The 19867-nt window shown below is 66.3% G+C and carries 14 protein-coding genes; 7 read left to right on the forward strand and 7 right to left on the reverse strand.

The features are described from left to right. Positions 1 to 229: 229 nt before the first annotated feature. Positions 230 to 4369, forward strand: coding sequence for an ATP-dependent RNA helicase HrpA (gene hrpA / locus CLU87_RS07755; RefSeq protein ID WP_369804296.1), 4140 nt, complete (start codon positions 230 to 232; stop codon positions 4367 to 4369). A 153-nt stretch (positions 4370 to 4522) separates the two neighbouring features. Further along, positions 4523 to 6208, forward strand: coding sequence for a long-chain fatty acid--CoA ligase (locus CLU87_RS07760; RefSeq protein WP_099730064.1), 1686 nt, complete (start codon positions 4523 to 4525; stop codon positions 6206 to 6208). A gap of 85 nt (positions 6209 to 6293) precedes the next feature. Here CLU87_RS07760 and CLU87_RS07765 read toward each other — a convergent pair whose 3' ends face one another. Continuing rightward, positions 6294 to 6668: a PilZ domain-containing protein gene (locus CLU87_RS07765; RefSeq protein WP_056067655.1), complete on the reverse strand. Its 375-nt coding sequence runs from the start codon at positions 6666 to 6668 to the stop codon at positions 6294 to 6296. Between the two features lie 95 nt (positions 6669 to 6763). On the opposite strand from CLU87_RS07765, the gene CLU87_RS23615 reads away from it, so the two are divergent. From CLU87_RS23615 to CLU87_RS07785, 4 genes are all read left to right on the forward strand, one after another. Next, positions 6764 to 9754, forward strand: a complete 2991-nt coding sequence (locus CLU87_RS23615) for an EAL domain-containing protein (protein ID WP_099730065.1) — start codon at positions 6764 to 6766, stop codon at positions 9752 to 9754. A 203-nt stretch (positions 9755 to 9957) separates the two neighbouring features. Next, the gene (locus CLU87_RS07775) at positions 9958 to 10449 is read left to right on the forward strand and encodes a hypothetical protein (protein WP_056067657.1); all 492 of its coding nucleotides are present in this window, start codon (positions 9958 to 9960) and stop codon (positions 10447 to 10449) included. Positions 10450 to 10571: 122 nt separating this feature from the next. Continuing rightward, positions 10572 to 11351 (forward strand): 2OG-Fe dioxygenase family protein, encoded by a 780-nt coding sequence (locus CLU87_RS07780; protein WP_099730066.1) that lies wholly within the window; start codon positions 10572 to 10574, stop codon positions 11349 to 11351. Between the two features lie 123 nt (positions 11352 to 11474). Next, entirely contained in the window at positions 11475 to 11912 is a 438-nt protein-coding gene (locus CLU87_RS07785; RefSeq protein ID WP_099730067.1) for a universal stress protein, read from the forward strand. A 191-nt stretch (positions 11913 to 12103) separates the two neighbouring features. Here CLU87_RS07785 and CLU87_RS07790 read toward each other — a convergent pair whose 3' ends face one another. The 4 genes from CLU87_RS07790 to CLU87_RS07805 form a co-directional block, all read right to left on the reverse strand. After that, positions 12104 to 13087, reverse strand: a complete 984-nt coding sequence (locus CLU87_RS07790; RefSeq protein WP_056746179.1) for a tripartite tricarboxylate transporter substrate binding protein — start codon at positions 13085 to 13087, stop codon at positions 12104 to 12106. 188 nt (positions 13088 to 13275) lie between these two features. Further along, positions 13276 to 14460, reverse strand: coding sequence for a beta-ketothiolase BktB (gene bktB / locus CLU87_RS07795; protein ID WP_056746178.1), 1185 nt, complete (start codon positions 14458 to 14460; stop codon positions 13276 to 13278). 91 nt (positions 14461 to 14551) lie between these two features. Then, positions 14552 to 15313 (reverse strand): SDR family NAD(P)-dependent oxidoreductase, encoded by a 762-nt coding sequence (locus CLU87_RS07800; protein ID WP_056746176.1) that lies wholly within the window; start codon positions 15311 to 15313, stop codon positions 14552 to 14554. Positions 15314 to 15352: 39 nt separating this feature from the next. Further along, entirely contained in the window at positions 15353 to 15868 is a 516-nt protein-coding gene (locus tag CLU87_RS07805) for a MarR family winged helix-turn-helix transcriptional regulator (RefSeq protein ID WP_099730068.1), read from the reverse strand. 75 nt (positions 15869 to 15943) lie between these two features. Between CLU87_RS07805 and CLU87_RS07810 the strand changes: the two genes are divergently transcribed. Then, positions 15944 to 16849 (forward strand): EamA family transporter, encoded by a 906-nt coding sequence (locus tag CLU87_RS07810; protein ID WP_099730069.1) that lies wholly within the window; start codon positions 15944 to 15946, stop codon positions 16847 to 16849. 72 nt (positions 16850 to 16921) lie between these two features. On the opposite strand, the gene CLU87_RS07815 is transcribed toward CLU87_RS07810, so the two are convergent. Beyond that, positions 16922 to 17584 carry an RluA family pseudouridine synthase gene (locus CLU87_RS07815; protein ID WP_099730070.1) on the reverse strand — a complete coding sequence of 221 codons (663 nt, stop codon included), beginning with the start codon at positions 17582 to 17584 and terminating at the stop codon, positions 16922 to 16924. Beyond that, on the reverse strand, positions 17571 to 19772 hold the full coding sequence (locus CLU87_RS07820) for an ATP-binding protein (protein WP_099730071.1): 2202 nt from the start codon (positions 19770 to 19772) through the stop codon (positions 17571 to 17573). The genes CLU87_RS07815 and CLU87_RS07820 overlap by 14 nt, the downstream gene beginning before the upstream one ends. Positions 19773 to 19867 lie beyond the last annotated feature (95 nt).

The raw sequence follows: 19867 nt of genomic DNA on the forward strand, positions 1-19867 counted from the left end.
GTGGTCAGACGGGTGCGGCGTAAAGGGCAGACATGTCGGGGACCTCCAGGGGGTCGTTCGGGCCGTGCGCCGAGGGTGGCGCTGAACAGGGGCTTGCGAAGAATGGGCGCGATTTTGGCGGCGCTGGCGGGCTTTGGCAACGAAAAGCGCTGAAAACGCGGCGAAATGTCGTACCAAAAGCACAGATGCAGCGCAGGGGGCAGGGTGCTGCTATCGATAATGCGGGCCTATGTCCTCTTCTGATCCGCATTTGCCTGCGTTGTCCCGCGTTCCTGCTCCAGCACCCGTATCTGCACCCGCCGCGCCGCCAGCGCCGCTGCGCATCACGTTCCCCGAGTCGTTGCCGGTGTCGGGCAAGCGCGACGAGATCATGGAGGCCATCACCAAGCACCAGGTGATCATCGTGTGCGGTGAAACGGGGTCGGGCAAGACCACCCAGCTGCCAAAGATTGCGCTGGCGCTGGGCCGTGGCAAGTGCAATGCCAAGCCGGGACAGAAAGGGCAGCTGATTGGCCACACCCAGCCACGCCGCATTGCGGCCAGCAGCGTGGCCAAGCGCATTGCCGAAGAGCTGAACACGCCGCTGGGCGACGTGGTGGGCTTCAAGGTGCGCTTCCAGGACCGTCTCTCGCGCGATGCGTCCGTCAAGCTCATGACTGACGGCATCTTGCTGGCCGAGACGCAGACCGACCCGCTGCTCAAGGCCTACGACACCATCATCATCGACGAGGCGCACGAGCGCAGCCTCAACATCGACTTTCTGCTGGGCTACATCCGCCAGATCCTGCCGCGCCGGCCGGACCTGAAGGTCATCGTCACCTCGGCCACGATTGATGCGGACCGGTTTGCCAAACACTTTGAAAGCGCCAAGGGTCCGGCTCCGGTCATCATGGTGTCGGGCCGCACGTTTCCGGTGGAGCAGCGCTACCGCCCGTTTGAAGAGAGCCGCGACTACGGTCTGAACGAGGCCATTGCCGATGGCGTGGACGAGCTGTGGCAGGGGAATGCGGCGGGTGACATCCTGGTCTTTTTGCCCGGTGAACGCGAGATCCGCGAGGCTGCCGACCACCTGCGCAAGCACCTGTCGCACCAGCCCGTGATGCGCAATGCCGAGGTGCTGCCGCTGTTCGCGCGCCTCAGTCAGGCCGAGCAGGACCGCATCTTTGACGGCCACACGGGCCGCCGCATCGTGCTGGCGACCAACGTGGCCGAGACCTCGCTCACGGTGCCGGGTATCCGCTACGTGATCGACGCAGGCACAGCGCGCGTCAAGCGCTATTCATTCCGCAGCAAGGTGGAGCAGCTGCTGGTGGAGCCCATCAGCCAGGCCGCCGCCAACCAGCGCGCGGGCCGCTGCGGGCGCGTGGCCAACGGCATCTGCATCCGCCTGTACGACGAGGCGGACTTCAACAGCCGCCCGCGCTTTACCGACCCCGAAATTTTGCGCAGCTCGCTGGCGGGCGTCATCCTGCGCATGAAGTCGCTGCACCTGGGCGATGTCACGCAGTTCCCGTTCATCGAGGCGCCTTCGGGCCGCGCGATTGCCGACGGTTACCAGCTGCTGGCCGAACTGGGCGCGGTGGACGACGCCAACGAACTCACGCCCATGGGCGTGGAGCTGTCGCGTCTGCCGCTGGACCCGCGCGTGGGCCGCATGATCATCGAGGCGCGCGACCGCAAGGCGCTGGACGAGGTGCTCATCATCGCCAGCGCACTGAGCGTGCAGGACGTGCGCGACCGCCCCATGGAGGCACAACAGCAGGCCGACCAGGCGCACGCCAAGTTCGACGACGACAAGAGCGAGTTCAGCGGGTATCTGAAGCTGTGGAAGTGGATCAACGAGGCCCGGGGCGGGGCGCCCAGCCTGCCATCGGCCCGCGCGCAAAAGGCCATGGCCGCGCAGAAGGCGCCTTCGCAGGCGTATCTGCCGGTGGCGCAGCGCAGCGGCGGGGGCAGCCCAGCGGCAGCGCCTCCTGCACCTGCACCCGCAGGTGCCCCTGTGGCACCAGCTGCCACTCACAAGCTCAGCAACCGCCAGTACGAGCAGCTGCTGCGCCAGAACTTCATCAGCATCCGCCGCCTGCGCGAGTGGCGCGACATCCATACCCAGCTGCTCACGGTGGTGACCGAGCACAAGTGGCAGATCAACACGCAACCCGCCAGCTACGAGCAGCTGCACCTGTCCATGCTGGCCGGGCTGCTGGGCAACGTAGGCTGCAAGAGCGACGAGGAAGACTGGTACCTGGGCGCGCGTGGCATCAAGTTCTACAAGCACCCCGGCGCGCACCTGAACAAAAAGCCCGGCCGCTGGATCATCGCGTCGGAACTGGTCGAGACCACGCGCCTGTTTGGCCGGGGCATCGCCGCCATCGAGCCGCAGTGGCTGGAGCAGATTGGCGGCCATTTGCTCAAAAAGCAGCTGCTGGACCCGCACTGGGAGAAGAAGTCCGCCGAGGTGGTGGCGCTGGAGCGCGCCACGCTCTACGGCATCGTGGTCTACAACAACCGCCGCGTGAACTTTGGCAAGGTGGACCCGCACGCTGCGCGCGAGGTGTTCATCCGCGAAGCCCTGGTGGGTGGCAACTGGGAGACGCGCCTGCCCTTCCTGGCCGCCAACCAGAAGATGATCGCCAAGGTGGAAGAGCTGGAGCACAAATCCCGCCGGCAGGACGTGCTGGTGGACGACGAACTCATCTACGCCTTCTACGACCAGCAACTGCCGCCCGAGGTGTGCAGCGGCCATGGTTTTGAGGCCTGGTACCGCGAAGAAAGCAAAAAGCAACCCGACCTGCTCAAGCTCACCCGCGAGGAGCTGATGCGCCACGAGGCCGCCGGCATCACCACCAACGCCTTTCCCAAGACGGTGCGCCTGGGCGGTGTGGACTGCGCTGCAAGCTATCTGCACGAGCCCGGCGATGCGCGTGACGGCATCACCGTGACCATCCCGCTCTTTGTGCTCAACCAGGTGAGCGACGAGCGCTGCGAGTGGCTGGTGCCCGGCATGCTCAAGGACAAGATCCAGGCCCTGCTCAAAAGTCTGCCGCAGCGCCCGCGCAGCCGCTTTGTGCCGCTGCCCGACAGCGCCACGCGCCTGGCCGAGCTGCTGGGCGCACCCGAGCGCTTTGGCATCGGCGGCCTGACCGAGGTGCTGCTCAAGCAGGTGCGCGACGAAACCTCGCTCGACGTGAAGCGCGCCGACTTCAAGCTCGACATGCTCAGCCCCCATTTGTTCATGAACTTCCGCGTGGTGGACGAGCACGGCCGCCAGCTGGGGCATGGCCGCAACCTGGGCGCACTCAAGGCCGAGTGGGGCGCCAAGGCGCGGGGCGCGTTCCAGGCGCTGGCGGGGCTCAAATTGGGCAGTACAGCCGCCGATGCAGCGGATTTGAAGCAAAAAGCGCCGCAGGCGCTAGAGAATCATGCCCGGGGTGCTATCAAATCAGGAGTTAACGGGCCAGGCCCAGCGGCCAAGCCAGGCGGCACGACGCTTTCCGCACCCGCTGCACCATCGACCCCTGCAGGCCAGCGCTACACCACCTGGACATTCGGCGAGCTGCCCGAACTCATGGAGATCAGGAAGGCCGGCCAGACGCTGATCGGCTTTCCGGCCCTGATCGACGGTGGCGACGCCGTGACCATCGAAGTCTTCGACGAACCCGAGGTGGCCGCCGCCAAGCACCGCGCGGGCCTGCGCCGCCTGTTTGCGCTGCAGATCAAGGACGCCCTCAAGTACCTCGAAAAGAACATCCCCGATCTGCAGAAGATGGCTGTGGCCTATATGCCGCTCGGCACGCAGGAAGAGCTGCGCACCCAGATCATCGACGTGGCGCTGGACCGTGCCTTTTTGCTCGACCCGCTGCCCACCGACGAATACGCCTTCAAGCGCCGCGTGGAAGAGGGCCGGGGCCGCCTCACGCTGATCGCCAACGAGGTCGCCCGCCTGGCCGCCACCATCCTCACCGAATATGCAGCCGCCGCCCGCAAGATCAAAGACACGAAGAACGCGCCCGACGCGACAGCGGACGCCATGCAGCAGCTACAACGCCTGGTCCCCAAGAACTTCATTGCCGTGGCCCCCTGGGCGCAACTGGCGCACTACGCCCGCTACCTCAAGGCCATCACCCTGCGCCTGGACAAATACCGCGCCGACCCCGCCCGCGACGCCGCCAAGCTGGCCGAGCTGCGCCCGCAAGAGCAGCGCTACTGGCGCCTGGTCGCCGAGCGCAAGGGCGCGGTGGATGCCCGCATGCAAGAGCTGCGTTGGCTGCTGGAGGAACTGCGCGTGAGCTTCTTTGCGCAGGAGCTGCGCACGCCCCAGCCGGTCAGCGTGAAGCGGCTGGACAAGCTGTGGGCGCAGATTCAGAGCTGAGATGGGGAGGGGCATGCCTGCGTGAACAGCGCGCATGGAACCCGACCTTCGGCAGGGTGCCATGCGTCACATGGGTGACGATCATGGGGGCATTCCCCTTGCTTGGTAGAGGTGGGCCATCTAGGCTGCGGGAAACAAGGAGACTGTTTGCCCATGCGCCCTCACTACCAGTTCTGGCCCCGTCGTTTGCCAAAGTCCATCACGCTGCCTGCCACCTCGCTGTGGGACAACCTGGCCACCAATGCACGCCGCTACCCCGACAAGGCGGCGTTGGTGTTTTTTGGAAGCACGACGAGCTACCGCCAGTTGATGGAGAGCGCTGAGCGCCTGGCCGCCAGGCTGGCGCAACTGGGCGTGCAGCGGGGCGACCGCGTGGTGCTGTGCATGCAGAACTGCCCGCAGCTGGTAATGGCCCACTTTGCCATCCTGCGCGCTAATGCGGTGGTGGTGCCGGTCAACCCCATGAACCGGGCTGAGGAGCTCAAGCACTACATCACCGACCCCGACACCAAGGTGGCGATCACCACCGGTGACCTGGCCACCGAGATGGCCAAGGCCAGCAATGCGTTGGTTCCTGGTGAGCGCCTGGCGCACCTGGTGGTCACACAGTTTTCGGATGCGTTTGACGTGGCCGTGACCGGCATGGATGCGCCGCCCGAGACGTGGATGGACTGGCTGGGCACGCGCCACCCCTTGCCGGCGCTGGAGGGCGGGCAAGCCCACGCCTGGGTAGATGCCCTGGCTTGTACTGATGCGCCCCCCGCTTTGTTGGTAGGCCCAGCCGACCTGGCGCTGCTGCCCTACACCAGCGGCACCACAGGCCTTCCCAAAGGTTGCATGCACCTGCACAAAAGCATCATGCACAACACGGTGGCCGCCAGCCTGTGGGGCAATGGGTCTGCCGACAATGTGACGCTGGCGGTGGTCCCCATGTTCCATATCACCGGCATGGTGAGCGTGATGCACACGTCGATCTACTGCGGCGCCACGCTGGTCATCATGCCCCGCTGGGACCGCGACCTGGCCGGGCGCTTGATATCGCGCTACCAGGTCACCACCTGGACCAATATTCCCACCATGGTCATCGACCTGCTGGGCAGCCCGAACTTTGCTAGCTATGACCTCTCCAGCCTGGCCTATATCGGTGGTGGGGGGGCGGCCATGCCGCAGGCCGTGGCGCAGCGCCTTCTGGAGCAATATGGCCTGCGGTATGCCGAGGGCTATGGCCTGACCGAAACGGCGGCGCCGTCGCACGCTAACCCGCCGGACCACCCCAAGCAGCAGTGCCTGGGCATTCCGTTCATGAGCACCGATGCGCGGGTGATCGACCCCGACACGCTGCAGGAACTGCCAGTAGGCGAACAGGGCGAGATCATCATCCATGGCCCCGAGGTGTTCGAGGGTTACTGGAAGCGGCCCGATGCCACGGCGTCGGCCTTCATTGAGTTCGAGGGCAAGCGGTTCTTCCGTTCGGGCGACTTGGGGCGCATGGACGAGGACGGTTACTTCTTTTTGACCGACCGGCTCAAACGCATGATCAATGCCAGCGGCTTCAAGGTGTGGCCGGCCGAGGTCGAGGCGTTGATGTTCCGCCACCCTGCGATTCAGGAGGCCTGCATCATCGCGGCCAAGGACAGCTACCGGGGCGAGACAGTCAAGGCGGTGGTGGTGCTGCGCGCTACCCACAAGGACACGACCGAGCAGCAGATCATCGACTGGTGCCGCGAGAACATGGCCGTCTACAAAGTGCCGCGCATCGTGCAGTTTGTGCCGGCGTTGCCCAAGAGCGGCAGCGGCAAGGTGATGTGGCGCGCGCTGCAGGAGCAGGAAGCGCAGTGACGGGTCGGCACCCGCCGATTTGACAAACGCGCCAAGAAGAAAAGAGGTGCCCCTGCGGCGGCGGTGACGAGCCCTGCGGCGGCCGTCAGTGCGCCGCCCCAGCCATGGTCAGTTCGCCCAGGTCCCGCTCCAGCAGGGCAGGGTCGCCCAGTTGCAGCTCGATCAGACGGCGCAGGTGGGTGACGCTGTCCAGGTCAATGCCTTTGCACAGCAGCCCGGTGTGCAGGCCTTGCACGTGGGCCACCTCGGTGGACATGGCGATGTGGTTGCCCGTGTCGGCCAGGGGGATGGTCAGTTGGCACAACGTGCCTTGCCCCAGCGTGGCCTGCGCGGGCACCATGATCAACGCGCCTTTGAGCGACAAATCCAGCACATGCACGCTGAACGCATCGGTGGCTGTGGTCAGCAGGGCCGGTGCATCAAAACCAACGCGGACGAAGTGGCGGCGTTCATGGGGCATCGCTGTCTCCTGGGCGGGGCGGGGGGGTGGGCACATGCTACCCCAACCGGCACGCGGCAGTTAATTTTTGGAGGTTTTTGCAAGCATTCGTTAACATGGTTTCTCCATCACCTGGGGGGTCCGGTGTGAAACCTGGCGTGAACTGGCTGGTGCGGCGCTGTGCCGCGTGGCTCAAAGGCATTGTGTGGGCGGCCGTATTGACGGCCAGCGCCAGCATTGCTGCGGCGCCCCGCGAGCTGCGTGTGGGCGTGTACTCGAACGAACCCAAGGTGTTTGTGGATGCCGACGGCAAGGCCGCAGGCATTTTTGTGGATCTGCTGCAATTGGTGGCTGCGCGCGAGCAGTGGACCATCAAATATGTGCCCTGCAGCTGGCAGGACTGCCTGGATGCGCTGCGCGAGGGCCGGCTCGACCTGATGCCCGATGTGGCTCGCTCGCCCGAGCGCGAGATCCTGTACGACTTTCACCGCCTGCCAGTGCTGCACAGCTGGTCGCAGATCTACCGGACATCAGGCGCGCCCATCTACTCGTTGTTTGACCTGCAGGGCAAGCGGGTCGCGGTGCTCAAGGGCTCCGTGCAGCGGTCCACATTCCTGAATATGGTGGACAGCTTTGGCATCCAGGTGACTTTGGTGGATGCGCCCAGCCTGATAGATGCGTTTGCCATGGTGCAGCGGGGGGAGGCCGATGCGGTCATCTCCAACCATCTGTTCGGCAATTTCCATTCGGCCCGCTATGGCGTGGTGGACACGGGCATTGTGTTCCAGCCCGCTACGCTATTCTTTGCGACCGGCCCCGGCCGCAATGCAGATGTGTTGGCGGCCATTGACCGATCCGTCGAGAACTGGCGCAGTGGCGCCGACCCGGCCTATGCCCAGGTAATGCGCCACTGGGGCGGGCAAGACCCTGGCGTGCAGATTTCCCCCTGGGTGTGGCGGGGGCTTGCGGGCTTGGTGGCGTTCAGCTTGCTGGCTGCGTTGATGGTTGCGATCTTGCGTCGCCAGGTCCAAGAGCGTACGCGCCACTTGCGGGACAGCGAGCAAAAGCTCGCCACCATTTTGGACAGTGTTGGCGCGTTCATCTACATCAAGGGCAAGGACTACCGTTACCAGTACGCCAACCACCACACGCTGCATTACTTTGGCAGGCCGGCGTACGAGGTATTGGGCCATGACGATGCGGCGTTTTTCGACGCAGCCACGGCGCAACGGCTGAGGGCCAATGACCGCCGGGTGCTGGAGGACGGCGAGACGCTGGAGGCGGAGGAGGTGAACACGCCCGCCGCCACGGGCGAGACACGCGCGTTTTTGTCGATCAAGATTCCGCTGCGCCACGCGGATGGCAGCATTTATGCGCTGTGTGGCATCTCGACCGACATCACCGAGCGCAGCAAGGCCGAAGAATCGCTGCAGATTGCTGCCACGGTATTTGAGTCGTTCGAGGGCATGATCGTGACGGGGCCCGACCAGAGGATTCTCAAAGCCAACCAGGCCTACGCGCGGCTGACCGGCTACACGGTGGACGAGCTGGTGGGCCAGACGCCGCGCCTGCTGCACTCGGGCCGCCAGGACACGTCTTTTTATGCGGCCATGAAGAACACCTTGCACTCCAGCGGCATGTGGCAGGGCGAGGTATGGAACCGGCGCAAGGACGGCACCGAATATCCGGCCTGGATCACCATCACCACCGTGCGTTCGCCACGCGGCGAGATCACCCATTACGTGGGCACGCAGACGGACATCTCCAGCCGCAAGGCTGCTGAAGAAGAAATCCGCCTGCTGGCCTTCTACGACCCGCTCACGGGCCTGCCCAACCGTCGGTTGATGAATGACCGCCTGCAACACAGCCTGGCCGCCAGCGCACGCTCAGGCGCGGGCGGTGCGTTGCTGTTTGTGGATCTGGACAACTTCAAGGACCTGAACGACACCCAGGGCCACGAGCTGGGCGACCAGCTGTTGCGCCAGGTCGCCGCGCGTCTGGGGGGATGTGTGCGCATGGGCGATACCGTCGCGCGCCTGGGTGGAGACGAATTTGTGGTGCTGCTGGAGGGGCTCAGCGCGCAGGCGCACGAAGCGGCCGCCCAGGCCGAAACAGTGGGGCGCACGGTGCTGCAGGCTCTCAGCCAGAGCTACCAGCTCGACGGTCATTCACACCACAGTTCTTGCAGCATAGGCATTGCGCTGTATGTCGATGCACGTGGCTCGGTGGACGAATTGCTCAAGCACGGCGACATGGCCATGTACCAGGCCAAGGGCGCAGGCCGCAACACCTTGCGGTTCTTTGACCCGCGCACCCAGGCCAACGTGACCGCGCGCACGCTGCTGGAGGCGGGCTTGCGCGACGGGCTGCGCGAGGGGCAATTCTTGCTGCACTATCAGGCACAGATTCACCAGCAGCGAGGCATTGTGGGCGCCGAGGCGTTGGTGCGCTGGCAGCATCCGCAGCGCGGGCTGGTGTCGCCCGCCGAGTTCATTCCAGTGGCCGAAGCCTCGGGCCTCATCGTGCCGCTGGGCGTGTGGATTCTGCGCACGGCCTGCCTGCAACTGGTGGAGTGGGCACGCGACCCGCAGACTGCCCACTGGACCTTGGCCGTGAATGTGAGCGCACGGCAGTTCCGCCACAGCCACTTTGTGGACGAAGTGCTGGGCGTGCTGGAAGAAACCGGCGCCAACCCGCACCGGCTGAAGCTGGAGTTGACCGAGACCCTGCTGCTGGACGATGTGGAGGACACCATCCAGCGCATGGACACCCTGCGTGCGTCGGGCCTGGGCTTCTCGCTGGACGACTTTGGCACGGGTTATTCGAGCCTGAGCTACCTCAAGCGCTTGCCACTGGACCAGCTCAAGATCGACCAAAGCTTTGTGCGCGACCTGCTCACCGACGCCAATGACGCCAGCATTGCCCGCACCATCGTGACCCTGGCCCAGAGCCTGGACCTGGGGGTGATTGCCGAGGGGGTCGAAACCCAGGAGCAACGCGACATGCTGGCCGGGCTCGGCTGCCACACCTGGCAGGGCTACCTGTTCGGGCGCCCCGGGCCGGCGGAGGCACTGCAGCAGGCCGCTGCCAGTGCAACGGCGTCGTGATGCCGGTGGCGTATATCGGGCTTAGGCGCCGGCAGCCAAGGCCTCGCGGTACCTCATCTCGCGCCAACAACTGTCGCCATTGGCTGACATTTTGTAGCGTCCGAAAGGTGTAAGGTACAGGAAGCCTTGTGACTCACACAGGGTCGCCCTCCCTGTGCACACGCTGTTTGCGTGCACGGTGTGGCAGTCAGCAGGAGCTTTCCATGAAAAACACCATGTTTCCCACGATCCGTCTTCTTGTTTCGGGTGCGGCTGCGGCCGCGCTCCTGGGCCTGGCGGGCGGCGCGCATGCGCAGGCCTACGTCAATGCCACCGTGGGGGGCGAACTGGCACCCGGCGTGTATGGCCGCATCAACATTGGCAATGCACCGCCGCCACCGCTGATTTACGCAGAGCCTGTCATCATCCAGCGCCCTGCTGTGGTGGTGCCGCGTGCGCCCATTTACCTGTATGTGCCGCCCGGCCATGCCAAGAACTGGGGCAAACACTGCGCTCGCTACAACGCCTGCAGCCAGCCGGTGTACTTTGTGCAGGAGCCGCCCCCACGCCGTGGCAACCCGTACCAGGGTCCGCGCGGGCGCGATGACCATCGCTGGGATGACGACCGTGGACGCGGCGGCAAACACGACCGTGACCATGACCGCGGGCATGGCAAGGGTGAAGGCCGTGGCAAGGGCCATGGCAACCGGGACTGAGCGGCTTGCGACCACGGGGGCTGGCCGGTTGCGTGGATCCGGATGCGGCCCCCACACTGCACCCACCCTGTTTGCGCCATCGCAGAACCTGTGGTGGCGGCTGCGGTTAAGCTCGGGCCTCTATGGCCCAAGTCTCCTTTTCTCCCCCTTTCACTACACCGGCTGACGTCGCCAGCCAGCTGCAAAGCAGCGGCTTTGCTGTGCTCAGCCCTGAGGCCGTTGCTGAGTGGGTTGGCTGTGACCTGTCGGCGCTGCTGGCCCTCAACAGCGACTGGGCAGCCTTGCCGCCCGATGAATTCCTGAAGGACGGTGGCCGCTACCGCCGCCGTCGCCACGCCTGCTTTGTGCTGCAGGAGGGCCGGATGGAGCAGGTGCCGCACCGCGCCCACTGGCAGCCCGTGGAGTACAACGCCCTGCACGGCGGCATGGAGCGCTGGTTTGCCCCCATGGAGCCCGCGACCGTAGCGCAGCCCGTGTGGCAGCAATTGCTGGCCGCGCTGGCGGGCGTGTCGGACGCCGTGTTTGCCGGGCCGCAGGCACCGGTGCCCTGGTTTGTGGAGGCGCACCAGTTCCGCATCGACACCACCGACGGCATTGGCCGCCCCACACCTGAAGGTGCCCACCGCGATGGCGTGGATCTGGTTGCCGTGTTTCTGGTGGGGCGCGAAGGCGTCAAGGGCGGTGAGACGCGGGTGTTTGAGGCCAACGGCCCTGCCGGACAACGCTTTACGCTGACGCAGCCCTGGTCTTTGCTGCTGCTTGACGACGCGCGCATGATCCACGAGTCCACGCCCATCCAGCCGCTCAAGGAAGGAGGCTACCGCGACACCCTGGTGGTGACCTGCCGGCGGGGGAACTTCCAGGGCGCGGACGTGGTGGGACTGGCGCCGTCTGGGGTCTGAACACTGCGGCAGAAGTGCATCCGATTTGATGCGAATCAAGATGCGGGGTATGGTGGCGGTTCACACTGTCGCCCATGGTCAGGCCACAAGCCTGGTCCCACCCCTCATTCAAGGAGTAGCACCATGTTCAAACACATTCTGGTTCCTGTCGACGGTTCCAAGACCTCGATGCTGGCCGTGTCCAAGGCCGCAGGCCTGGCCAAGACCTTTGGCAGCGCCGTCACGGCGGTGTATGTGATCGACCCGTATCCTTTCACCGGCGTGGGCGCCGACTTTGCTTACGGCCAGGCGCAATACATCAGCGCCGCCACAGCCGAGGCCAATGCCGCGCTGGACGCCACCAAGAAGGCCATGGCCGATGCGGGTGTGCAGGTCACCACCGTGGTGGGCGAGGGGCATGCGGTGCACGACGGCATCCTGCGCGCGCTGGAGAGCACGGGCGCCGACCTCATCGTGATGGGCTCGCATGGCCGCCGTGGCCTGGAAAAGCTGGTGCTGGGCAGCGTCACGCAGCGTGTGCTGGGTGTGGTGCACATCCCCGTGCTGGTGGTGCGGGACTGAACACGCTCCCCCATGAAGAACGGCTCCGAAAGGAGCCGTTTTTTATTTCAGTTCTCGATGATGTCGCGCATCACCCGCTGTCCGTTGTTCGTGGACCAGGCGCTCTCCAGGCCAGTGCACCCGTGGGGCTGGCTCTGCCAGTCCACCGGGTGCGTCCCCCTCAGGGGGAAGGCGCAAAGTGCCTCAGGGGGTCACTCAATCTTCGCGCCCGAGGCTTCCACAATGCCCTTCCACTTGGCGTAGTCGGTCTTGAGCAGGGTGTTGAACTGAGCGGACGACATAGCCTCCGGCTCGGCACCCTGGGCGTGGATGGCGGCCTTCATCTCGGGGGTGGCCAGCAGCTTGTTGATTTCTGCGTTGACGACGTTCACCACGGTGGCCGGTGTGCCTGCGGGCGCAAACACGCCGTACCAGGTGCTCACGTCAAAGTCCTTGAAGCCCGACTCGGACACGGTGGGTACTTCGGGCATGGACGAGCTGCGCTTGGCCGATGTCACGGCCAGCGGGCGCAGCTTGCCCGACTTGATCTGGGCCATGGCCGATGGCACCGAGGACATGAGCAGGTCCACGTTGCCCGACAGCGCATCCATCAGCGCAGGGTTGGAGCCCTTGTAAGGGATGTGGCTGAGCTTGATGCCCGCAGCCTTTTCAAACAGGTCGCCTGCCAGATGGATCGAGGTGCCGTTGCCGGGCGACCCGTAGGTGATGGTGCCGGGTGCGGCCTTGGCGGCAGCCACCACGTCGGCCAGCGTCTTGAACTTGGAGTTCGCGCTGGTGGCAATGACCACGGGCGTGTAGGCCACATGGGCCACGGCGGTCAGGTCCTTGGTGGGGTCCCAGGGCAGGTTTTTGTACAGCCAGGGGCCGATCACCAGGTTGTCTTTCTGGCCCATGACCAGGTCATAGCCCGTGGGCGCAGCCTTGACGGCCTCGCCAATGCCGATGGTGCCGCCTGCGCCGGCGCGGTTGTCGGCCACCACGGTCCACTTGGCGCTTTCGGTGAGCTTGGTGGCCACCAGGCGCGACAGGATGTCGGTGCCGCCGCCGGGCGGGAAGGGCACGATCAGGCGGATGGGCTTGGCGGGGTATGCCGCAGCGGGCGCAGGCGCCTGGGCGTGGGCCGTGGTGCCCAGCGCGAAGGCGAGGGCGGTGAAGGAAAGCAGGGTGCGCATCATGGTGAGAGGTGTCTCCGTCGGTTCAGTGGTGTGCGGGTCGCCGCCAGGCCGCTGGGTGCGGCTGCGGTGGCCCGGCTGATCTGGGGCAGCGAGCGACAATGATCGCTGATCGACTGTGGCGCTCGCATTGCCAATAGCAGGTGGCAGCATCGCGGGTGGCGATGGCAGTGTGCGCACCCGCGTGCAGGTCAGAGGCGCTCAAAAATAGCCGCAATGCCCTGGCCGCCGCCAATGCACATCGTCACCAGCGCATAGCGGCCCTGGATGCGTTGCAGCTCATGGATGGCCTTGACGGTGATGAGCGCACCGGTGGCGCCGATGGGGTGACCCAGCGAGATGCCCGAGCCGTTGGGGTTGACCTTGGCCGGGTCCAGGCCCAGGTCCTTGGTCACGGCACAGGCCTGGGCGGCGAAGGCCTCGTTGGCTTCGATCACATCCAGATCGGCCACGGTGAGCCCGGCCTTCTTCAGCGCCAGCTGCGTGGCGGGCACGGGGCCGATGCCCATGTACTTGGGGTCCACGCCCGCGTGGGCGTAGGCCACCAGGCGGGCCAGGGGCTTGGCGCCACGGGCCTTGGCAGCACCGGCTTCCATCAGCACCACAGCGGCGGCGGCGTCGTTGATGCCCGAGGCGTTGCCAGCCGTCACCGTGCCGTTTTCCTTGATGAAAACGGGCTTGAGCTTGGCCAGGTCGTCCATCGTGGCGCCGGGGCGGAAGTGCTCGTCGGTGGCGTACAACACGTCGCCCTTCTTGCTCTTCAGGGTGACGGGCACGATTTGGTCCTTGAACACACCGGCCTGCGTGGCGCGCTCGGCGCGGTTGTGGCTCTCGACCGCTAGCTTGTCCTGATCTTCGCGGCTGATGCCCCACTTGGCGGCGATGTTTTCGGCCGTCACACCCATGTGGATGTTGTGGAAGGGGTCGTGCAGCGCGCCGATCATCATGTCCACCATCTTGGTGTCGCCCATGCGGGCGCCCCAGCGCATGTTCAGGCTGGCAAAGGGCACGCGGCTCATGTTCTCGGCACCGGCGCCGATGGCCACGTCGGTGTCCCCTAGCAGGATGGACTGGCTGGCGTTCACGATGGCCTGCAGGCCCGACCCGCACAGGCGGTTGACGTTGTAGGCGGGCGTGCCTTCGCCGCAGCCGCCGTGGATGGCTGCCACGCGTGACAGGTACATGTCCTTGGGCTCGGTGTTGACCACATGGCCGAACACCACGTGGCCCACGTCCTTGCCTTCCACGTTGGCGCGGGCAAGCGATTCGCGCACGACGAGTGCGCCCAGTTCGGTGGGGGGCACGTCCTTGAGGCTGCCACCAAAGGTGCCAATGGCGGTGCGCACTGCGCTGACGACGACGACTTCACGGGTCATGGGGAGGTCCTTTCAGAGAAATTCAGGTCAAAGCGGCTGCAAGCGCTAGTGAATCATGCGGTTGCAGCTATCAAAGTAGGAGTAAATGGGCTCACGCCTCGCGCACATCGGCCACCGGGTTGGTGCCGAAGTCTGCGCGCTCCAGCCAGGCGAGCACGCGGGTGGCGGCGTCGGCAGGCGATGTGAGCTGGCCACCCGTCTTGAGGTTGGCGAAATTCTGGCGGTCCGGGAAGGCGGCCGGGTCGGCGCCGCGCAGCTGGACCTGCATGTCGGTGTCGATCACACCGGGAGCCAGTGAGCATACCTTGGCCCCATGGGGCTTGATGGCCTCGTCCAGCGCCACGCAGCGGGTGAAATGGTCCATGCCCGCCTTGGCGGCGCAGTACGCGGCCTGCGAGGCCATGGCCCGGCGGCCGAGGCCCGAGGAGATGTTGAGCACCTTGCGTGGCACCGTCCAGGTGTCTGTCGCGCCCAGGAAAGCAGCAGTGAGCTGCATGGGCGCCTCCAGCCCCACGCGCAGGGCGGTGGCCAGGTCTTCCGCGTCGCTGGCCGACAGCGGGGCGATGCGCGGGATCATGCCCGCATTGTTGATGAGGGTAGCGCTGGCAAACGCCTGCGGGCCCTGGGCCTGCAGCCAGGCTTGCAGCTTGTGGGCCGCCTGCTCGCCCTGCGACAGGTCTTGCTGCCACTGTTCGATGGCGACGCCTGCGGCCCGGGCCTCGGCGGTCAGGTCATCGTTGGCGCTGCGGGCGATGCAGATCAGGGTATTGCCGCTGCGCAAGAGCTGCTGGGCCATGGCAAGGCCCATGCCGCGCGATGCGCCGGTAAGGATGTAGAGGTGGTTTTGAGGCATCCCGCCATGTTACTGCGCAGTACACAGCGCCGGGTGTCTTCACTGGCCTCTGCGTGACTCCAAAGCGGACAGCAGCATGGCCAGCCGTGCATCCAGCTCGGCCAGATCGGCCGCCTTGAGGTCGGAAAGGATGCGGTGTTCGTTGGCCACATGGGCTTCCACGGCGCGGTCGATCAGCTCCAGCCCCTGGGGCGTGAGCTGCACCAGCGAGCTGCGGGCATCGGCTGGGTTGGGCAGGCGCTCAATCCAGCCCTGGGCTTCGAGCTTGGCCATGCGGTGCGTCATGGTGCCCGATGTGACCATGAGCGTGGAGAACAGCGTGGTCGGCGCCAGGCAGTAGGGCGCGCCACTGCGGCGCAGCGTGGCCAGCATGTCGAACTCCCAGCGGCTCAGGCCGAATTCGGCAAAGGTTTCATCCAGCCGCCGCTCCAGCAGCGCGGCGCAGCGCTTGATGCGCCCGATGGGGCCCATGGGGCTAGCGTCCAGGTCGGGGCGCTCTCGCTTCCACTGGGCCAGGATGGCGTCGACGGCGTCGGGTTGGCGTGGGGTGGCCATGGGCTTGTGGTGGTTGATTTGTCTTGAATTCGAGATTGTATGGTAGAGTTTTTGTCTTGATTTGAAGATAAATATATGGCTGCTTCACGTGCTTCTGCAAGTTCCTCAACCTGGCTGGATGCGCTCACCACAGCGCTCGGACCGGTCATCTGGGGCTCGACCTACATCGTCACCACCGAGCTGCTGCCGCCCGACCGGCCCTTCACCGCTGCACTGCTGCGCACCTTGCCCGCGGGCTTGCTGCTGGTGCTGTGGTGCCGCCGCTGGCCAGCCTGGGGCGACTGGGTGGGGTGGCGGCGCCTGATGGTGCTGGCGGCGCTGAACATTGGCGTGTTCCAGGCGCTGCTGTTTGTGGCGGCCTACCGGTTGCCCGGTGGCGTGGCTGCGGTGGTGGGCGCCGTGGGCCCGCTGGTGGTGATGGGCCTGACCTGGGCGCTGGACCACCGGCGCCCGCCCGCACTGGCGCTGGCGGCCGGGGCGCTGGGTGTGCTGGGCATGGCGGCGCTGCTGCTGTCACCCGGTGCGCGCTGGGACATGGTGGGCGTGGCTGCCGCGCTGGTGGGCACGCTGTGCATGGCGGCAGGCACGTTCTGGTCGCGGCGCTGGCGGTCTGACTTGCCGGTGCTGGCGTTTACCGGCTGGCAGTTGTTGGCAGGCGGCGTGATGCTGGCGCCGGTGGCCTGGGCGGTGGACCCGCCTTTGCCTGCACTCACCCCCACCCACATCGCGGGCTATCTGTACCTCAGCCTGGCGGGCGCGCTGGTGGCCTATGCGCTGTGGTTCCGTGGCATTGCGCGCCTGCCGTCGGTGGCGGTGTCGTCGCTGGGGCTGCTGAGCCCGGTGACGGCGGTGCTGCTGGGCTGGGCGCTGCTGGGGCAGGCCATGACAGGGGTATCGCTGGTGGGCATGCTGGTGGTCTTGGCGAGCATCCTGGCCGTGCAGTGGGCCATGTCGCGCGCCATGCCGCCGGGCGGGCGCTGATCAGCAACTACTTTTTGCTATTGAATAGATAGCGGTTGGTGCATGTTCCACTAGCGCTGTCGGGCCATTTGGCTAGAAATCGGCCGCCCACTCCAGCGCTACCTGCTCACCGGTGGTGGGGTGCGCAAAGGCCAGGTGACTGGCATGCAGTAGCAGGCGCGGGGCTTGTGCCTGCGTGGCGGCATCGGCATACAGTCCGTCGCCCAGGATGGCGTGGCCGATGGCGGCCAGGTGCACGCGCAACTGGTGGGTGCGGCCGGTGATCGGCTCCAGCTCGATGCGCGTGGTCTGAGCCGTAGCGTCTTGCGCCAGTGCACGCCAGCGGGTCAGGCTGGGTTTGCCCACAGCGTGGTCGATGACGCGCAGCGGGCGGCGCTCCCAGTCGGCGGCAATGGGCAGGTCGATCTCGCTCCAGTCACCGCCCGCTGTGCCCAGCAGCCCTTGCACCACCGCTTGGTAGCGCTTGTGCACCTGGCGCTCGGCAAACGCGTGGCCCAGGCGCCGCTGTGCGTCGATGTGGCGCGCCATGAGCACCAGGCCCGAGGTCGCCTGGTCCAGCCGGTGCACGATGAGCGCGCCGGGCCAGCGCTGCTGCGCGCGGGCGCTCAGGCAGTCTTGCTTGTCGGGGCCCCGGCCGGGCACACACAGCAGCCCGGAGGGTTTGCACAGCACCAGCAGGTCGTCGTCTTCGTACAGCACCTGTACGCCATCTGCCACGGGTTCAGGCGGGGTCATGGCCCACGATCAGCCGCTGCACGGTGGCGCAAAGTTCTTCCACGTCATTGGGTTTGTGGATCAGGGCTTGCGCGCCTTCGGCGAGTGCGGCCTGTTCGATCTCGGCCGTGACGTAACCCGAGGCCAGGGCCACGGGCAGGTCGGGGCGGATGAGGCGGGCCTCGCGCACCAGGTCCACGCCACAGAAGCCGGGCATGTTGTAGTCGGTGACCAGCAGGTCATAGGCCTGCGGTGCTGCCCGCAGCGCAGCCGTGGCCTCGTGCGGGTCGGTATAGCCGCTCACCTCGTAGCCCCGGCGGCGCAGCAGGCGCTGCACCAGGAAGACCAGGGCCTGGTCGTCGTCCACGTACATCACATGGTGCTTCTTGCCAGGCGCACCGCCGGGTGGTTCGGTAGGCTCCGGTGCAGACGTTGCGGCGGCCAGTGGCACGGCCTGCGCGGCGGGGCTGGGCTGCGCACCAGCAGTCGCACCGGTGGCAACCGGAAAGTACAGCGTGAACCGGCTGCCCTGGCCCGGCGCGCTTTGCACATCCACGCCGCCTTCGTGTGTGCGCATAACGCCATGCACCACCGCGAGGCCCAGGCCCGTGCCCTGGCCCACGGGCTTGGTGGTGAAGAAGGGCTCGAAGATGCGCTCCAGCGTGGCAGCGTCCATGCCGGGGCCGGTGTCGCGCACTGTCAGGGCCACGTAGTCGATGGGCGCGAGGCCCAGGCGCTCGGTCAGGCGCTGGTCAGGCTGCACGGTGGCGGCCTCCACATGGATGCTGCCGCGCTCGGTACCAATGGCATGGACGGCGTTGGTGCACAGGTTGAGCAGGGCCTGCTCGACCTGCGTGGCATCGGCCAACACGGGCGGCAGGCCCGCCTGCAGTTGCATGTGCAGCTCGATGGCCGGAGGCAAGGTCACGCGCAGCAGGCGCTCGGTGTCGTGCACCACCTCGGCCAGCGAGACGGCCGAGCGCTGCGGGGGCTCGTTGCGGCTGAAGGTGAGGATCTGGCGCACCAGGTCGCGCGCGCGGCGGCCGGCCTTGTCGATCTCCAGCAGGCTCTCCAGCACGGGCGAGCCTGCTGCGCAGTCGGCCTTGGCCAGCTCCACATTGCCCAGAATGGCGCCCAGGATGTTGTTGAAGTCGTGCGCGATGCCCCCGGCCATGGTGCCCACGGCCTGCATCTTGTGCGACTCGCGCAGCTGGGCCTCCAGCTCGTTGCGGTGTGCCTCGGCCTTCTTGCGGCCGGTGAGGTCGCGGGCGAACACGGTGGTGGTTTCCCCGTCGGCATGGCGCTCGAACGACACGCTCACCTCCACGGCCAGCTCCTTGCCGCTGGCGGTGAGGGCCGTCATCTCGCCCAGCAGGGCCTGCGTGGTGAGCTGGGCAAATGCCAGCGCCTGCGCCGCGTCGGGCAAAAAACGGTCGAGCGTGCTGCCCAGCGCGTCGCTGGCACTGCACTGGAACAGCGCCGCCGCCGTGGGGTTGAAGACGGTGATGCGCTGGTGCTGGTCCACGCAGATGATGGCGTCCAGCGCGGAGTTGATGACGGCCTCCAGCCGCTTTTCGCTGGCGCGGATCTGCTCATTGCGCTGCTGCAGGGTCTCGGCACTGTGCTGCAAGGCCTGGCGCTCGGCCAGCAGCGGGCCCTGGTCGATCACCGCGCACAAAAACTGCGACAGCGGCGGGCCGCTGGTCTGCGGTGCATCGATGTGGGCAATGTGCAGGTCGCCGGTGATACGCGTGGCATTGCTGATGGTGAACACCACCTCCTTGACCTCGCTGTGCCCCAGGTCGTGCGCCTGGGCAAAGGCTTCGCGCACGCGCGCGGCGTCTTGCGGGCACACAAAAGGCATCAGCGCGGTCAGGGGCCGGTCGCGCTCGGTGGGCTGGAAAGAGCGGTGCGCCATGGAGTTGGCCTGCACCACCATGTCGTGGTCGTCCACCACCATGAGGGCCAGCGGCACGCTGGCAAACAGGGTCTCAAAGCGTTCGTACGCACTCTCGGCCACGGCCTGGCTGTAGCGCAGCACCTTGTTCTGGTTTTCCAGCTCGGCCTGGTAGGCGCGTAGCTCGGCCACCAGGCCCTCTGCCGAAGCGCCGGGCGTGCGGGAGTGGGGGACAGGCGGGCGAGGCATGTGCTCTGCGGCTGCTGGCTGGCGGCCTGCAGGGTCCAGAAAAGACAGGTCGGGTTCACTCATGAAGGGGCGCGGTCAGCCGGGTGCGTGCCCGGGCGCTCGCCCAGGCTTTCTCAAGTGTACGCCTGCCCATCTGGCACCACGCAATGGCGGCTGCA

The sequence above is a fragment of the Acidovorax sp. 59 genome, assembly GCF_002754175.1.
GTDB classification, from domain to species: Bacteria; Pseudomonadota; Gammaproteobacteria; order Burkholderiales; family Burkholderiaceae_C; genus Acidovorax; species Acidovorax delafieldii.

Excerpts from the sequence above, each read along its gene's own strand:
- hrpA (WP_369804296.1), top strand. The coding sequence starts at position 230 with ATGTCCTCTTCTGATCCGCATTTGCCTGCGTTGTCCCGCGTTCCTGCT.
- CLU87_RS07760 (WP_099730064.1), top strand. The coding sequence starts at position 4,523 with ATGCGCCCTCACTACCAGTTCTGGCCCCGTCGTTTGCCAAAGTCCATC.
- CLU87_RS07765 (WP_056067655.1), bottom strand. The coding sequence starts at position 6,668 with ATGCCCCATGAACGCCGCCACTTCGTCCGCGTTGGTTTTGATGCACCG.
- CLU87_RS23615 (WP_099730065.1), top strand. The coding sequence starts at position 6,764 with ATGGTTTCTCCATCACCTGGGGGGTCCGGTGTGAAACCTGGCGTGAAC.
- CLU87_RS07775 (WP_056067657.1), top strand. The coding sequence starts at position 9,958 with ATGAAAAACACCATGTTTCCCACGATCCGTCTTCTTGTTTCGGGTGCG.
- CLU87_RS07780 (WP_099730066.1), top strand. The coding sequence starts at position 10,572 with ATGGCCCAAGTCTCCTTTTCTCCCCCTTTCACTACACCGGCTGACGTC.
- CLU87_RS07785 (WP_099730067.1), top strand. The coding sequence starts at position 11,475 with ATGTTCAAACACATTCTGGTTCCTGTCGACGGTTCCAAGACCTCGATG.
- CLU87_RS07790 (WP_056746179.1), bottom strand. The coding sequence starts at position 13,087 with ATGATGCGCACCCTGCTTTCCTTCACCGCCCTCGCCTTCGCGCTGGGC.
- bktB (WP_056746178.1), bottom strand. The coding sequence starts at position 14,460 with ATGACCCGTGAAGTCGTCGTCGTCAGCGCAGTGCGCACCGCCATTGGC.
- CLU87_RS07800 (WP_056746176.1), bottom strand. The coding sequence starts at position 15,313 with ATGCCTCAAAACCACCTCTACATCCTTACCGGCGCATCGCGCGGCATG.
- CLU87_RS07805 (WP_099730068.1), bottom strand. The coding sequence starts at position 15,868 with ATGGCCACCCCACGCCAACCCGACGCCGTCGACGCCATCCTGGCCCAG.
- CLU87_RS07810 (WP_099730069.1), top strand. The coding sequence starts at position 15,944 with ATGGCTGCTTCACGTGCTTCTGCAAGTTCCTCAACCTGGCTGGATGCG.
- CLU87_RS07815 (WP_099730070.1), bottom strand. The coding sequence starts at position 17,584 with ATGACCCCGCCTGAACCCGTGGCAGATGGCGTACAGGTGCTGTACGAA.
- CLU87_RS07820 (WP_099730071.1), bottom strand. The coding sequence starts at position 19,772 with ATGAGTGAACCCGACCTGTCTTTTCTGGACCCTGCAGGCCGCCAGCCA.